Raw genomic sequence first — 15,994 nt, forward strand, 5'->3', positions numbered from 1 at the left:
CCGTCCTCCAGCGTCTCGAAGTAACCCCTTACCGACCATTGCAAGGAGTCATGCATGAACGCGCCCCTGTCCCGTCGCACCGCCCTCCAAGCGGCCGGCGCCACCGTGCTCGCGGCCGGCCTGTCCGGCGGTCTCATGGCCACGGAGGCTCACGCGGACGCCCACAACTCCGCTTCCAAACTGCTCACTTACCCCCGCCCGGCCACACTGCCGACCAACACCAGCTTCAAGGCACGTGTGCGCACCGCCCCTGACGGCGAGTGGCAGACCCTCGACATCTACCGGCCTCAGCTGGAGGAGATCAACGCCACCACCGGTTCCGGCAAGGTCTACAACACCTCGATGGTGTACTTCGACTTCCGTGGTTCCGTGGAGCTGGAGGTCACCTACCTCAAGGGCGGCGTCACCAAGGCGAGAGTGCGGCCGGACTCGTTGGCCATCACGCCCGAACTTCTCGGAGACACCCTCCGGTTCACCCTCGACGAGCCGCGCGACATCGTCGTTCAGATCAATGACGAGATCTTCGACTGCCTGCATGTCATCACCAACCACATCGACCCGCACCCGCCCTGCGCCGACGACCCCGACGTGATCTACTTCGGCCCTGGCGTGCATACGGTCGCCGGCAACGTCCTCACCGTGCCCAGCGGCAAAACCGTCTACCTTGCCGGTGGCGCCGTCCTCACCGCCCAGGTCTTCTTCAAGGACGTAGAGAAGGCCGCTCTCACCGGCCACGGCATGCTCTACGCCGGCCCCGGCGGGATCCTCTGCGAGGGCAGCAAGAACATCCGCGTCCAGGACGTCATCATCATGAATCCCAACGGCTACGCGGGTACGTTCGGCGAAAGCGAGAACGTCCACGTCAAGAAGGCCCGTTCGTTCAGCTCGAAAGGCAATGGAGACGGTTTCGACGTCTTCTCCTCAACCGGGATCGTCTTCGACGGCTGCTTCATGCGCAACTCCGACGACTGCTTCGCCATCTACGCCCACCGCTGGGACTACTACGGCGACACCCGCGACATCACCATCCAGAACTGCACCCTGTGGGCCGACGTCGCCCACCCCATCAACGTCGGCACCCACGGCAACACCGATGCCCCCGAGGTGATCGAGAACCTGGTCATCAAGAATCTCGACATCCTCGACCACCGTGAGCCGCAGATGGGTTACCAGGGCTGCATCGCCCTCAACCCCGGTGACTCCAACCTCATCAAGAACGTCCGCATCGAGGACGTACGGATAGAGGACTTCCGCTGGGGTCAGGTCATCCACATGCGGATCATGTACAACACGAAGTACAACACCTCGGTCGGCCGCGGCATCGAAGACGTTTACATCAAGAACCTCAGCTACCGCGGCACCCACGCCAACCCATCGCTGTTCCTCGGCTACGACGCCGAGCACGCCATCAGGAACGTCACCTTCGAGAACCTGGTGATCAACGGGCAGGTCATCGCCGACTCGATGAAGAAGCCCAGTTGGTACTACACCACCGACGCCATGCAGTGGTTCTACAACGAGCATGTGGTGGACCTCAAGTTCCTCACCACCGCAGAGGCGGAGGCGGCCGCGCAGTGAGCGACATCAGCCGCCGCGGCCTGCTGAAGTCGTCCACGGCACTGCTGCTCGCCGCGGGCACGAACACCCTGTGCGCGCCCGCGGCCCGGGCGGCGACCGAGGGGACGGTAGGCGACGGGTCCGCGTTTGCCTTCACCCACCCCGGTTTGCTGCACAGCGCAGCCGACCTCGTGCGCATGAGGTCCGCAGTCGACGGTAGACAGTCGCCGGTCTACGACGGATACCTCGCGCTCGCCGCACACAGTCGATCGCAGACTGCATACATCATTCAGAACACCGGCCAGATCACCTCCTGGGGTCGCGGCCCCACCAACTTCATGAACCAGGCCGTCGCCGACTCGGCCGCCGCCTACCAGAACGCTCTGCTGTGGGCTGTCACCGGAGTACGCGCTCACGCGGACAAGGCCCGCGACATCCTCAACGCGTGGACGGACTCCCTCGCGATGATCACGGGAGCGGACGGACCGCTCGGCGCCGGCCTCCAGGTCTTCAAGTTCGCCAACGCGGCCGAACTGCTGCGCCATACCGGCTATGACGGATGGGCCGACTCGGACATCACCCGCTGCGAGGAGTCCCTTCTGAACGTCTGGTATCCGGCAGTCTCCGGATACATGCTCTACGCCAACGGCAACTGGGACCTGACGGCCATTCAATCCATTCTGGCCATCGGCGTTTTCTGCGAGCAACGCACCCTTTTCGAGGACGCTCTACGCTTCGCCGCAGCCGGTGCCGGAAACGGCAGCGTGGCCCACCGCATCGTCGCGACGACGGGGCAGGGGCAGGAGAGCGGCCGGGACCAGGGCCACGAACAGCTCGCCGTGGGTCTCCTGGGCGACGCCGCCCAGGTCGCGTGGAACCAGGGCGTCGACCTGTGGAGCTATGACGGCAACCGCATTCTCGCCGACGCCGAGTACGCCGCCCGCTACAACCTCGGTGGCGAGGTCCCCTTCACCCCTGACCTCGACCGCACGGGCAAGTACATCAAGAAGACGGTTTCGGCGACCGGGCGAGGCACCCTGCCTCCGATCTACGAGATGTATTACGCGCACTACGCCGGAGTCCGAGGCCTGGAAGCCCCCTACACGCGGGCGGCGGTCTTCCGCGGCACCGGCGGCGCACGAGTCGTCGAGGGCGGCAACGACGATCTGCCCAGCTGGGGAACCTTCGCCTACGCGGGCGCGACCACCCCCACCCCGACCGTCCCAGCATCTCCGGGCGGTGTCACGGCCGTGGGGGAGGAGCAGGCCGTCACGGTGTCCTGGCTGCCGTCCACGTCGGCGACCAGCTATACGGTCCTGCGTGGCACCACCCCCGAAGGTCCCTTTGAGCGGCTCGCTGCCGAGATCCGAAAGCCCACGTACACCGACACCGGTGTACTCGCGGGGCGCACCTACCACTACGTGGTCGCCGCAGCCAACTTGCTCGGGGTCAGTGGTAGTTCGATGGTCGTCTCGGCTGCGGCCGGCCTGCCCGGGCCATGGTCGACGACCGATGTCGGCGCTGTCGCGAGCCCAGGTTCGGCCGCCTTCGACGGTGAGCGGTTCCTGCTGGAGGCTTCCGGCGACGCCGACTCCTATCGCCTCGTGCACCTCCCTCTGCGCGGCGACGGCTCGGTCACCGCCCGGATCGTGTGGCCGCTCAGCTCCCAGTACTCCAAGATCGGCGTCACCGTCCGCGCCTCCCTCGACGCGGACGCGGCGCACGCCTCGATGCTGATCCAGGGGCTGCCGCTGCACACCTGGAGCGGCGTGTGGACCGTACGGCCGAGTGCCGGGCTGCCCGTCTCGGCGACCGGGAGTACACCCGTACCTCCGTCGCAGCAGGAGGCGATCACCGGCAAGGCCTCGTTCCCGATCTCCGACCTCGGTGCACTGCCCGAGTCCGCCACTCCGATCGAGGCCCCCTATGTCGAAGGCGCGGGCGACGGGTACCGCTTGCGGGCGCCGTACTGGGTGCGGGTGACCCGTAAGGGCCGACGCTGCACGGGCTCCGTTTCGGCAGACGGTATGCAGTGGACCGTAGTCGGTACGACGGACGTCGACGGTATGCCGCATATTGCATACGTCGGCCTCGCTCTCACCTCCTCCCTCGGCGTGGAAGAGGAGTACACCGAGACAGGCACCGGCGCCTTCGACAATGTCAGTGTCACCGGGGCAGGCGGGGACGTCTGGTGCACGCCGCGCCCCACCCGCACCGCCGGCGACCTGGGCGCCGCCACCGGCGCCGACGGCGTCCGGCTGACGTGGACCGACTCCGACCTCTCCGCCCGCTACACGGTGCTGCGCGCACCACGCGCGCAGGGCCCCTATCGGGCGATCGCCACCGCAGTCGGTCCGGTCGGCTTCGGCACTCGCATCCGCTACACCGACGCGAGTGGCACCCCCGGGACGACCTACCACTACGTCGTCTCCAAGGCCAACTCCTCCGGTCAGGGCCCCCGTTCGAAGTCGAGCAGCGCTGTCGCCCCGACCCTCTCGGTGACCGCCGGCAGGGCGATACGCGTCGGAGCCAAGCCTCTTCCGTCCCCCTGGACGTACGGTGACCTCGGTGATGTGGTTCTCGATCGGAGGGACTACGGGACTTTCGGCGCCGTGGCCGTCCTCACGCCCGGCGACACGGTGTACGACAACGGGACCTTCGTCGTACGCGGATCGGGTGTTGATCTCAACGTCAACTCACAAGGGATGACCGGTCAGTTCGTCCGGCGCACTATGTCCGGGGACGGTGAGATCACCGCGCGCCTGCTCTCCCGCGAGGGAGCGGTCATCGACCGAGTCGGTCTGCTGATGTCCAAGTCCCTGTCGCCGTTCGACCAGGCGGCCGGTCTGATCGTCACCGGCGGTGCGACCGCGCAGCTCATGCTGCGCCCCACGGTGGCCGGTGCCTCCGCCTTCTCCGGCTCGGTCGACGTTCAACTCCCTCTCCTCTTGGGACTGAAACGCACGGGAACCGCCTTCGCGGCCTCCGTATCCGCCGACGACGGCGTCACCTGGACCGCCCTCGCCGAGGGCTCGATCCCCGGCTTCGGTGACGCCCCCTACCACGTGGGCCTGGTGGTCTGCTCCCGCAGCCCGCTGGCTCTCGGCACCGCACGGTTCGGCGAGGTGATCGTCACCTCGGCATGACCAACCCGGGATCCCCCACGGATCCGTCACGATGGGAGCCGCACCCCATGAGCCGCACATCCCCCCACCATTACGACACTCACCATGTGAGTCGCCGCGGACTGCTGAAGTCCGTCGGCGGTCTCACCGCCGCACTCACCCTGGGCGCGAGCGCCACCGCCGCCACAACGGCGGACGCGGCGCCGGCCACCTTCAGCCACCCCGGCATGCTGCACAACGCCGGTGACATCAATCGCGCGAAGGTCAGGGTCGCCGCAGGCACCGATCCCTGGCTGTCCGGCTGGAACAAACTGACCGCCAACTCCCACTCCCAGTCCAGCTGGACGCCCAGGGCGACAGCGACGATCATCCGTGGCGGCACCGGCGAGAACTACAGCCTGCTCTACAACGACATAGCCGCCGCCTACCAGAACGCCCTGCGCTGGCGGGTCGGCGGCACCGAGGCCAACGCGCAGTGCGCAGCGGGCATTCTCAACGCCTGGGCGACAACGCTCACTTCAGTCACCGGAAACGCCGACCGCTTCCTCGCCGCCGGACTCTACGGCTGGCAGTTCGCCAACGCGGCCGAACTGATGCGGGGGTACGACGGCTTCGACCTCTCCGCCTTCCAGGAGATGATGGTCAACGTTTTCTACCCGCTCAACAACAGTTTCCTGACCAACCACAACGACGCCTGCATCACCAACTACTGGGCCAACTGGGACCTCTGCAACACAGCCTCCATTCTGGCAATCGGCATCCTCAACGAGGACGCTGCCAAGTACGACCAAGCAGTCGCCTACGCCAAGTCCGGCGCCGGAAACGGTTCCATCGCGCACGCCGTGCCGTACCTGTACACCGACGCGGACGGCTACGACCTCGGCCAGTGGCAGGAGTCAGGACGGGATCAGGGGCACACCGTGATGGGCATGGGACAGATGGGCGCGATCTGCGAGATGGCCTGGAACCAGGGCGACGACCTCTACTCCTACGACAGTAAACGGTTCCTGAAAGCCGCCCAGTACGTCGCCACATACAACCTCGGCAACGACGTGCCCTTCACCACCTACACCTGGGGCAGCGGGCAGAACTGTGCGCAGAACTCTCAGTCAGTCATCTCCGCCTCGTCGCGCGGGCAGGTCCGTCCGGTGTGGGCGATGCTCCACTACCACTACAACCGACGCCTGTCGCTGGACGACAAGTACGTCTCGCAGATGTGCTTCTCCGCCGCCCCCGAAGGCGGGGGCGGAGACTACGGGTCCACCAGCGGCGGCTACGACCAGCTCGGCTTCGGCACGCTGATGTACGCCAAATAGCCCCGCCGCAGGCTCGTGCACCGGAATACCGCGCGCTGTTGTGGTGCTCTGGTCATACCGGTGCGCGAGCGCGGCGAAGGGCTGGTGAGCAGATGGCAGCAGACCAGACGGACCCACGGGCCGAGGTCCAGGCGGACCCCGACCCCGATCCCGTCGTCACGACCCCCTACGGGGCCGTACACGGGAGATACGAGAACGGCATCGCCGCATTCCGCGGGATCCCGTACGCGGCACCCCCCTTCGGGGCCCGCAGGTTCCGACCGCCCGTGCCGCCCGAGCCCTGGGACGGGGTACGCGACGCGGGAGCCTTCGGCGCAACGCCGCCGAAACCGCCGTACTCCGAGGCCTTCGCCCAGTACCTGTCCGACCCCGTCGTGGCGGGCGACGACTGCCTCAACCTCAACGTCTGGACGCCCGAGCCCGGCCCGGCCGCCCGGCTTCCCGTCCTCGTCTGGCTGCACGGTGGCGCCCTGACCAGGGGATCCTCGGCAGTGCCGGTGTACGACGGACGCAACTTCGCCCGCGATGGAATCGTTTTCGTCTCAGTCAACTACCGGCTGGGGGTGGAGGGCTACGGACTGTTCCCGGACGCCCCCGCCAATCCCGGTCTGCGTGATCAGCTTGCCGCGCTGGAATGGGTGCATCGCTCGATCAGGGCTTTCGGTGGCGACCCCGACAGGGTCACCCTGGCGGGACAGTCCGCCGGAGCCATCAGCGCCGGAGCCCTGATCGCGGCCCCGCAGGCACAGGGCCTGTTCCGGCGGGCCATCCTCCAGAGCGGAACGCCGGAAGCCTTCGAACGGGACAAGGTCCGGCGCATGGTCCGCCGTATGGCGACCCGGCTGAAGGTCCCCGCCACCGCCGAGGCCTTCGCCGCCGTCGACCGCGATCTGCTCTTGCGTACCCAGGCGGAGGTCGGCAGGCTCAGCAGCCCCGTCCTCGGTGGGCCCGCCTTCGGCATCATCGTCGACGGCGACCTCGTCCCGCGCGACCCTCTTCAGGCACTCGTCGACGGGGACGCGGCCCCCGGCGTCGACCTGCTCCTGGGCTGGACTCGCGACGAATACCGGCTGTGGCTGGTCCCGGGTGGTCTGATGGAGCGCGTCGACCGGCTGGGGCCCGTCGCCCTCGCCGGCGCCATGGCCCGCTGCCACTGCGGCCACGAGGTGCCGCGCGGCTACCGCGCCCTGCACCCCGGGGCCGGCACCGCCGAGATCGTCGGGCAGATGGTCACCGACAGCCTGCTGCGCAGCCCCCTCCAGCAGTTGGCCGAGGCCCGTCCCGGGTCGTCCTACGTGTACGAGTTCGCCTGGCCCTCTCTCAGGCCCGGGCTCGGCGCCTGCCACGCCCTCGAGCTCGGCTTCGTCTTCGACACCGGCGAGACGTCCGAGTCCGCGAAACTCGCCGGGGGCGGTGCGCCGCAGGAACTCGCCGACGCGATGCACGGGGCGTGGACACGGTTCGTGGCCACGGGCGACCCCGGCTGGGAGGCCTGGGGGCCGACGCATCCCGTGCGGATCTTCGGCGAGGCGGACAGCGGGCGGTACGAGGAAGACGGCATTGCGCACGAGGTTGGCGGTATGTCGTATACCGCATACGGTCCGCGGGACCGTGAGCTGGCCCTGTGGACCGCGGAGGCAGCGACTGCTCCACCAGGAGAACCCATCGATGAGACGACGACGCCGGACCCGCTGCTCGGCAAGACCCTGCGTAGCACGGAGCTCAGGTCCGCGGTGCGCCGACTGCGCCGGGCCGGGGGAGTGAGGGGACGCTGACCGCCGGGCCGCTTCGGTGCCGGGGGCCGGTACGTGGTTTCCGCGTTACATCGGAAACCTGAGCCACCCTGCCGCTACCCGTGCCCGTGTCAGGGGCCTGGAGGGGTGACGTGACAGGCCCGCCACGCCGCCCGGCTGTCACCTCGTGGCCGAGGATCCCTTCCCGGCGCCCGCGACCGAGTCCCGTACCACCACATGCGTGCCCAGCAGCAAGTGTTCGCCCGGCGCGTCGGGGGTGCGGCCCAGTACGGTGCGGACGGCGAGGCGGCCCAGTTCCTCGTACGGGACATGGACCGTGGTCAGGGCCGGACGCAGGTCGCGGGCGAACGGTATGTCGTCGTAACCGGCAACCGAAACGTCGCCCGGTACGTCCAGGCCGGCCTCGTGCAGGGCGGTGAGGGCACCGATGGCGACCATGTCGGTGGCGGCCACCACGGCCGTGAAGTGCAGGCCCTGGCCCAAGGCCTGGTGCAACAGGCGATACCCCGAGTCGCGGGTGAAGTCGCCGTGCAGGACCAGCGCCGGATCCACATCGATGCCCCGCGCCCGATGGGCTTCTGTGTAACCGCTTTCGCGTCCCAGCGCCGTCGTGTGGTCCGGCTTGCCCCCGAGGAAGAGCACCCGCCGGTGGCCCTGTGCGAGAACATGCGCGACCAGGGCGAAGGCGCCGCCCTCGTTGTCGTACTCGACGACTGTCACGGGCGCCCCCGGGCCCAATGGCGGCCGTCCGCAGAGGACGAGCCGTGAACCGGCGGAGGCGAGCGAGTCAGCGATACGGCGGGTGCGCTCACGGTATTGCGGAGTGTCGGCGGCCCCGCCCACCAGGATGACGGCGGCGGCCCGCTGGGCCCGCATCGTTTCCACGAAGTCCAGCTCGTGCCGTACGTCGCCCTCCGTGCTGCACACCAGGCACAGGTGTCCGAGCCGGTGCGCCTCGCGTTCCACGCCGTGCGCCATCTGCGCGAACGACGGTCCGGTGATGTCCTCCAGCACGAAGGCCAGGGTCGGCGTCCCGGCCCCCGCGACCGCCTTGGCACGCGCGTCGGCGACGTAGTCCAGCTCGCTCACGGCCCGAATGACCCGTCGGCGGGTCTCCGCGCTGACCGGGTACACGCCGCCGAGCACTCGCGACACGGTCGACGCGGACACCTCCGCCCGGGCCGCCACATCCCGGATCGTGCTGCGCACCGCGTCCGCGGGTTTCCTCGTCATCGCGCCCTCCCCTCGGCGAAATCCGGCAGCAACCGTTTTCCCCGAGCGGAGGCTAGCAGCGGTGGGCGGGGGCCAGAGGTCTACGCGGAGGTCAGTGTCCGAGCGATCGATGCGACCGCCTCCGGACCGACCCGGCAGCATCCGCCGATCAGGCGCGCCCCCGACTCCCGCCATCCCAGGACCTGTTCGGCGGTGAAGGTGGATCGGCCGTTCCAGGCGCGGGCTTCCGCGTCCCACACCTCGCCGCTGTTGGGGTAGACCACGACCGGCTTGCCCGTCACCCGAGCCGCGGTCGTCACAGCGGCTTCGACGTCTTCGGGGGCGCAGCAGTTCACCCCGACCGCGATCACCTCGTCCGCGTCGGCGGCCAGGGCGAACGCCTCGTCCAACGGCTGCCCGGCGCGCGTACGGTCACCGGCGATCGAGTACGACAGCCAGGCCGGCACGCCGAGCCCGCGTACCGCGCGCAGCAGTGCCTCGGCCTCATCGGCGTCGGGAACCGTTTCCAGCGCCAGCACATCGGGCGCGGCGGCGGCCAGGACCTCCAGCCGGGAACGGTGGAAACGTTCCAGTTCCGCGATGCTCAGGCCGTAGCGGCCCCGGTACTCGGAGCCGTCCGCGAGCATCGCCCCGTACGGCCCCACCGACGCGGCCACCCACAACGGGTGAGCGAGGTCCTTGTCCCGGGCCTGCCGGGCGGCCTCCTGAGCCAGTTCCACGCTCAGCGCCAGTAGTCGGGCAGCCTCGTCCTGGTCGATGCCGCGCTTGGCGAAGCCCTCGAACGTGGCCTGGTAGCTGGAGGTGATCGCCACGTTCGCGCCGGCCTCGAAGTAGGCGAGGTGCGCCTGGGTGATCGCCTCTGGCTGCTCGGCGAGCAGCCGTGCCGACCACAGTTCGTCGCTCAGGTCGTGCCCGGCGGACTCCAGCTGGTTGGACATACCGCCGTCAAGGACGACGGCTCCGGCGGCGAGAGCCGTGGTGAGGGAGGTCTCGGCGGGGGGAGCAGGGATGTCGCTGGTCATGTCACGACGCTAGTCGAAGGGACGGCAGACGGCCGGATCTGTCCGGTGAATGAACAGAGTGACCACAAGACGGGATCTGAGACGGCAGTCAGCCCCTCGCCTCACTTCTTCCATGCCGAGGTGACGCGCGTCGGCTCATCGCCCGTGCGCCGAGTGCCGTCCACCACGGCGGCGTCCGCCGCCCCGCGTGCGCTTGGTCGCAGGGACCAATAGCCCGCCGAGCAACCCGGCTGCCAGCACGTACGGCCACCAGCCGAACGCGCCGCCCTCGGCCGCGCTCGCACTGCGCGTCTCGGCTGTCACGGACCCCGACGAGGCTTGTCCGTGCGCGCTCGCCGATGGGCTGACGGCTGTCGCTGTGAGGACGACGTCGTTGCCGTCCCCGCCTTTGTAACTGATCCGGTAAACGGTGTCGGCGAGTTTCACCTCGGCTCCCTCGCGCAGCTTGTCGAAGGTGCCGGTCGTGGAGGTGTCCCCGGTGTGGTTCAGGACGGTGATCTCCCGGGCGGAGGTGTTGCCGGTCGCGGGGGAAACCTTGCTGGAAGCGGTACCAGTTCCGGTCGAGGCGGAGGATTTGCCGTAAGCGGTACCAGCCCTGGGCGTCGCGGTGGCCGTCCCCGCCGCGGACAGGTCGAGCCCGCCGCCCAGCGTGACCTTGCCGCCCACCGTCAGGGGCTTGTCCGCCAGAACCAGTTGCCCTTTGTCGTTCTGCGTGTAGGAACCGGTCACGGTCAGCCCGCCCGTGACCACACCCTCGTTCGTCACTGCGCCGTTCACGGTGCCCTTGCCGCTGAGCGCGCTCGTCACCCGCAGTGCCGAGCCGCCGGTGTCCAGCCGCGCTCCAGCCGACGTCAGCCGGATCGCCCTGCTGTTGGCGAGGGTCGCCCCGTCCTTGAGCGCGAGGGTTCCCTGCTTGACCGTCGTCGTCCCGGTGTACGTCACCGCAGTGCCCGTGAGAGTTGTCGTAGCCGCTCCGGACTGGACGAGCGAGCCGCTGCCGCCGAGCCGGGAAAGGGACGTCGCGGTCGTCGTGTTGCGCACGACGAGAGTGCCGTCGTTCACGATCCGGCGCCGGTCGGTACCGGTGAGCAGGGAGCCGTCTCCCTGTGCCGACCCCAGCCGCAGGACCGCCCCCTCTTGCACGGTCGTTGAACCGTCGTAGTACTGCGCGGCAGCGAAGGTGACGTCGTTGCCTTTGGTCCCGGCGATGACGACGTCACCGGCGCCGGGCACGGCCAGGGTGTCGTGGTATTTGCCGCCGCCGATCGGCGCACCCAAGGTGACCGGCCCGTTGTAGTCGAACGTCAGCAGGGACCGCCGTCCGCCGGCCTCGTGCAGGTTGATGTAAACGGTGTCCTTTGTTCCCGGCATGAAGATCTTGTGCGTGGTGCCGTCGCCCCACTGCACGTCGGCGCCCTCGATGTTGGTGCCGCGTTTGTTCAGTTGGTGCGCGATGGCATGCCAGTTGATGTCCGGGTCGCTGAGCGAGGGGTTGGTGTCGCCGCCCTGGTCGCTGTAGCTGTACTGCCCGGTGAGGACGACCTTGCTGCCGGGCCGCGAGTGGACGTTGACGTCGCTGCCGTACTCCCGCTGGTAGAAGTCCTGCCGCAGCGTGATCGTCTGGTACAGCGGGGTGTCGATGATCCAGGAGCCCTGGTTGAGGATCGCCCGGGCGTTGGGCAGCGACACCGGGTACTCGGGGCGGCCGACCGCCATCCCGGTGCCGTTGTCGATGACCCCGGAGAACGGGTGGGTGCCCGCCAGGTCGAGGGTGCCCCACATGCTGCGGGGCTGGGTGACGAGTCCGGAGCCGCTGATCGTGCCGATGTTGAAAGTGCGGGTCAGCGAGAGCCGGAGCGTGCCGTCGACGCGGACGTTGAGCTGATTGAGCTGGTAACCGGGAGTGTCGTAGGGGAAGTGCCCGATCAGCCCCGTGCCCCCGCCGGTGCCGTACTGGAGTGTCGTCCCACGCTCCACTGTGATCGCGGGCGGGTCGGGGTTGCCGACCGTTGTGTAGGGATGGTTTCCGCCCTGCGTGCGCACCACCTGCCGCCGGCGTGCCTTGGGCAAGGTGAAATCGCTGTCCTTGCTCAGGACCAGCGTTCCGCCGCCGCGCACGGTGAGTGTTCCCTGACCGCGGAAAACGCCGTCGTAGGTTGTCGTCCCGGAGGGCACGGTGACCACGGTGTCGCCGGCGAGCGTCACGTCCGCGTTCGCGAGGACGTCGACGGTGACGTCCCGGGCGTCGGCGGCCACGGCCGGGGGAGCGGTGGCCACGAGGGCGGCGACGGTCGCGAGGGCACCGACGACCGCTGCTGAGGTGTGGAGAGGGCTGCGCACGTATCGGAGACGCGTCGGCGCGACACCGATAACAGAAATTTGCTTCCCCCGGGTGCCCACGGGGACCCCGTCGCACCCGGAAAACCGCCTTCCCGCCGGAAACTTCCGGAAAGGGCTTTCCATCAAGTCCCGTCCGACCCGTTGACCTGCTCGTAACACGCCCTTACCTTTTCGGCGTTCGTCATTCCACATGCCGTTCGCAGTTCCGAACGCCCTCTCTCGAGAGGTAGTCGCGTGTACCCCGATCCGCTCGTCTGCCGCCGCGCCGACCCCCAGGCGCAACCCGACCCCAGCCGCCATGCCCGGATCCAGGCCTTCGGCCCGCACCCGGACGGCATCCCCGACTTCGGCGTCCCCGTCGTCGACACCGTGAAGGAGAGTGCGTGAGATGAGACGTGCGTACACGACCCTGCTCGCCCTCTGTCTCGTGCTGATCGGCGCCCTTGCGACCGCGGGACCCGCCCAGGCGGCGCCTGTGACGATCGTCAACGGCACCCAGTTCACCGACAGTTCCGGCAGCCCCGTACACGCCCATGGTGGCGGGGTTCTCAAAGTCGGCTCCTACTACTACTGGTTCGGCGAGAACCGCAACGCCGACAACACCTTCCGGTACGTGGATGCCTACCGTTCCACCGATCTGGAGAACTGGGAGTTCCGCAACCACGTCCTGACCCAGTCGAGCGACTCCGAGTTGGCCACCGCCAACATCGAACGCCCGAAGGTCATGTACAACGCATCCACCGGCAAGTTCGTGATGTGGATGCACAAGGAGAACGGCACCGACTACAGCGAGGCCCGAGCAGCTGTCGCCGTGTCGGACACCGTCGACGGAAACTACACCTGGCAGGGCAGCTTCCGTCCGCTCGACCAGCACATGTCCCGTGACATCACGGTCTTCGTGGACAGCGACGGCGCCGGATACATGGTCTCGGCCGCACGCGAGAACTACGACCTCCAGATCTACCGGCTCACCGCCGACTACACCGGTATCGCGAGCCTGGTCGCCGACCCCTGGCACGGCGGGCATCGCGAGGCGCCGGCGCTGTTCAAGCGGGGCGGCGTCTACTTCATGCTCACCTCCGGCGCGACCGGCTGGAGCCCCAACCAGCAGCAGTACGCCACGGCGACCTCACTCGCCGGTCCCTGGTCGGCCATGACGAACGTCGGCGACTCGACGGCGTACGGCTCGCAGACCGCGTACGTGCTGCCCGTCCAGGGCACTTCGGGGACCTCGTACCTCTACCTGGGCGACCGCTGGGGCAACTCCTTCGCCGGGACCGTCAACGACTCCCGCTACGTCTGGTTGCCGCTGACCTTCCCCACGACCACCTCGCTGTCGATGTCCTGGTCGCCCGAGGTCACCGTCGACACGGCGGCCGGAACGGTTACCGGAACGAGTGCCACGTACAACACACTCATCGCCCGGCACAGCAGCAAGTGCGCGGATGTCACGAGTCAGTCCCTCTGGGCGGGTGCCCAGATCAAGCAGTACGACTGCAACGGCGGTAACAACCAGAAGTACTGGTTCAAGTCCGTCGGAAGCGGTTACTACCAGTTGGTCGTCAGGAACAGTTCTCTGTGCGTGCAGGAGAACGCGAGCACGGTCAGTCAGGAGAACTGCAACGGGTCGGCCACCGGTCAGCAGTGGTCGCTGACGACTTCCGGCAGCTACGTCAGCATCAAGTCCCGTGCGAGCGGCGAGTGTCTGGACGTGAACGGCGCGTCCACCGCCAACTCCGCCGCGCTCATCACCTACACGTGCAACGGAGGAACCAACCAGCAGTGGACGCGCGGAACCTGACCTACGTCAGGCGAGAAGGTCGATCGCGTCGATCGACGTGCCCGCGCTGAGGTAGGAGGTCGACCCCGAACCGCTCACCACGTTGATCTTCAGCACGTTGTACTGGCTGGTGTCCGTGAGCCATGCGCTCGCCGGAACGCTGTAGGTGAACGTGTAGTTGTTGCCCCGGTAGGACCCGTTGGTCAGGGACCGGGTGCTCGGCTGGGTGGGCGGGGAGGGGATGGCCGAGGTCCAGGTGTCGTTCACGACGACCTGCGGCCGGCCGTTGGCGTAGGCCGTCGTCACGCCGATGCGCAGGGTGTGCGCGGCGGCGGCCTGGGCCGCGGTCAGTTTGAAGTACACGAGCAGACCGCTGTTGACGTCCTTCCAGATGTAGCAGGGGAACGCCGAGGTCTCGCTGCCGCTGCCGATCACCACGTTGCCGGTCCAGGAGGCGGCCCGGACGTCCGACGGATGCGCGTACGTCATCAGGTCGGCGTTCTTGAAGCCGCTCGGCGTGCCGGTCCAGTCGTTGATCCGCCAGATCGCGCTCGCGTTGCCCGGGTCGTTCGAGGACGGGATCGCGATCGAGTTGAGGGTGGTCGTCCCGCCTGCGGATACGGTCACCTGTGTACTGTATACAGTCAGTTCGCTCTTGTGGACGGTCAGTGTGTACGTCCCCGGAAGCACCCCGGTGATCGAGAAGTAGCCGTCCGACGACCGTGCCGAACCCCAGTACTGTGCCGCCGAGTTGGCCAGTCCGACCGTGTACGGGTACGCCGTGTTGCGTCCCGTGATGCCGACCCCCGCGACCCTGCCCCGGCCGCTCGCCGCGACGTAGCCGGAGATACCGAGCGAATCCGCCCACGAGGTGGTCAGGGTGCCCGGAAACAGTGACGAAGAGGGGGCGCCGCCGTCGGTGAAGGCGATGACGTAGGGGCCCTGGAGACCGAAGCGCTGCTCCTCGGTCTGGTTCTGGCCGTAGTACAGGATCTCGTACAGGCCACCGCCGTCGGCGCTCTGGTGGCGAAGGAGGGAGCGGTAGAAGGGGCCGCCCGAGGCCTTCTCGTGGTTGCTGCGCACGATCCAGAGACCGACGCTGCCGGTCGTCCAGCCGACGTAGTTGTAGTCGATGACGCGCAGCTTGGAGTAGTGCTTGGAGCGGGTCTGGCCGTCGGACTTCGCGAAGACGTCGGAGGCCTCGATGGTGCTGGTCGTGTACGTGTAGGAGTCGGGCTCGTCATTGAGGAACAGCCCCGCCTTGACACGCACGATGTAACGGGTTGCCGAAACGGACGTGTCGGCCTTGTTGGTCCACAGGTAGACGTTGTTCTCGCCGCTTCGGGCCGCGTAGTAGTGCTTGAGCGTGCCGTGCGTGACCGAGATCAGGATCGTCGAGCCGGACTGTGCGATCGTCACGGTGGAACTGCCGAGTCCCGACTCGATGTGCGAGTTCATGCCACCGTAGCCCTGATACTCGGTTCCCCTGTAGGTCAGCGAGGTCAGGTCGCCGGTGGATTTGCTGATCTTGAAGACCAGGTTGGCGCCGGTGTCGACGACGTAGTTCGAGCCGTCGTCGGTGTAGCCGAAGGCCGCTGCTGCGGCCGGTGCGGCGAGCGGCCCGGCCAGCGCGGCCGAGCCTGCCGTGGCTGCGGTGCCGAGGACGAAGGTGCGGCGTCGGATCGGCCGGTGGTTCTCGGATCCGGACATGGGGGTGCCTCCTTCGGGAGGTGTGGGGGTGCGGGTGCCTGAGAGAGTGACAGTTGAATCGATTTCGCGAAAGGGCTTTCGCTCGCGGGAGGTTGGCAATCTTGTGAAATCGGTCCCAGGTCTAGAAAGCGCTTGCCAGAGGCGGTACGGTCCAGCC

General features: G+C 68.0%; 10 protein-coding genes. 6 read left to right on the forward strand and 4 right to left on the reverse strand.

Going from position 1 to position 15,994, the window contains the following annotated elements; genetic code table 11:
- Positions 1-54 precede the first annotated feature (54 nt).
- The 4 genes from G9272_RS34785 to G9272_RS34800 all read left to right on the forward strand — a co-directional run bounded on the left by G9272_RS34785 (position 55) and on the right by G9272_RS34800 (position 7,773).
- Positions 55-1,578 carry a glycosyl hydrolase family 28 protein gene (locus tag G9272_RS34785; RefSeq protein WP_171400195.1) on the forward strand — a complete coding sequence of 508 codons (1,524 nt, stop codon included), beginning with the start codon at positions 55-57 and terminating at the stop codon, positions 1,576-1,578.
- Complete coding sequence (locus G9272_RS34790) at positions 1,575-4,703, forward strand: alginate lyase family protein (RefSeq protein WP_171400196.1); 3,129 nt, start codon at positions 1,575-1,577, stop codon at positions 4,701-4,703. The genes G9272_RS34785 and G9272_RS34790 overlap by 4 nt, the downstream gene beginning before the upstream one ends.
- A gap of 47 nt (positions 4,704-4,750) precedes the next feature.
- Positions 4,751-5,998: an alginate lyase family protein gene (locus tag G9272_RS34795; RefSeq protein WP_171400197.1), complete on the forward strand. Its 1,248-nt coding sequence runs from the start codon at positions 4,751-4,753 to the stop codon at positions 5,996-5,998.
- A gap of 92 nt (positions 5,999-6,090) precedes the next feature.
- Positions 6,091-7,773, forward strand: a complete 1,683-nt coding sequence (locus G9272_RS34800) for a carboxylesterase/lipase family protein (RefSeq protein WP_171400198.1) — start codon at positions 6,091-6,093, stop codon at positions 7,771-7,773.
- 138 nt (positions 7,774-7,911) lie between these two features.
- Here the strand turns inward: G9272_RS34800 and G9272_RS34805 are convergent, their stop codons facing one another.
- From G9272_RS34805 to G9272_RS34815, 3 genes are all read right to left on the reverse strand, one after another.
- Positions 7,912-8,985 (reverse strand): LacI family DNA-binding transcriptional regulator, encoded by a 1,074-nt coding sequence (locus tag G9272_RS34805; protein ID WP_171400199.1) that lies wholly within the window; start codon positions 8,983-8,985, stop codon positions 7,912-7,914.
- 80 nt (positions 8,986-9,065) lie between these two features.
- Positions 9,066-10,007 (reverse strand): homocysteine S-methyltransferase, encoded by a 942-nt coding sequence (gene mmuM / locus G9272_RS34810; protein WP_171400200.1) that lies wholly within the window; start codon positions 10,005-10,007, stop codon positions 9,066-9,068.
- 135 nt (positions 10,008-10,142) lie between these two features.
- Positions 10,143-12,347 (reverse strand): autotransporter, encoded by a 2,205-nt coding sequence (locus G9272_RS34815; protein WP_171400201.1) that lies wholly within the window; start codon positions 12,345-12,347, stop codon positions 10,143-10,145.
- A gap of 234 nt (positions 12,348-12,581) precedes the next feature.
- Between G9272_RS34815 and G9272_RS34820 the strand changes: the two genes are divergently transcribed.
- The gene (locus tag G9272_RS34820) at positions 12,582-12,734 is read left to right on the forward strand and encodes a hypothetical protein (RefSeq protein ID WP_367398567.1); all 153 of its coding nucleotides are present in this window, start codon (positions 12,582-12,584) and stop codon (positions 12,732-12,734) included.
- 1 nt (position 12,735) lies between these two features.
- On the forward strand, positions 12,736-14,148 hold the full coding sequence (locus G9272_RS34825; RefSeq protein WP_171400202.1) for an RICIN domain-containing protein: 1,413 nt from the start codon (positions 12,736-12,738) through the stop codon (positions 14,146-14,148).
- A 6-nt stretch (positions 14,149-14,154) separates the two neighbouring features.
- Here the strand turns inward: G9272_RS34825 and G9272_RS34830 are convergent, their stop codons facing one another.
- On the reverse strand, positions 14,155-15,837 hold the full coding sequence (locus tag G9272_RS34830; RefSeq protein ID WP_171400203.1) for a rhamnogalacturonan lyase B N-terminal domain-containing protein: 1,683 nt from the start codon (positions 15,835-15,837) through the stop codon (positions 14,155-14,157).
- Positions 15,838-15,994 lie beyond the last annotated feature (157 nt).

It is taken from the genome of Streptomyces asoensis, from assembly GCF_013085465.1.
Classification (GTDB): Bacteria; Actinomycetota; Actinomycetes; order Streptomycetales; family Streptomycetaceae; genus Streptomyces; species Streptomyces cacaoi_A.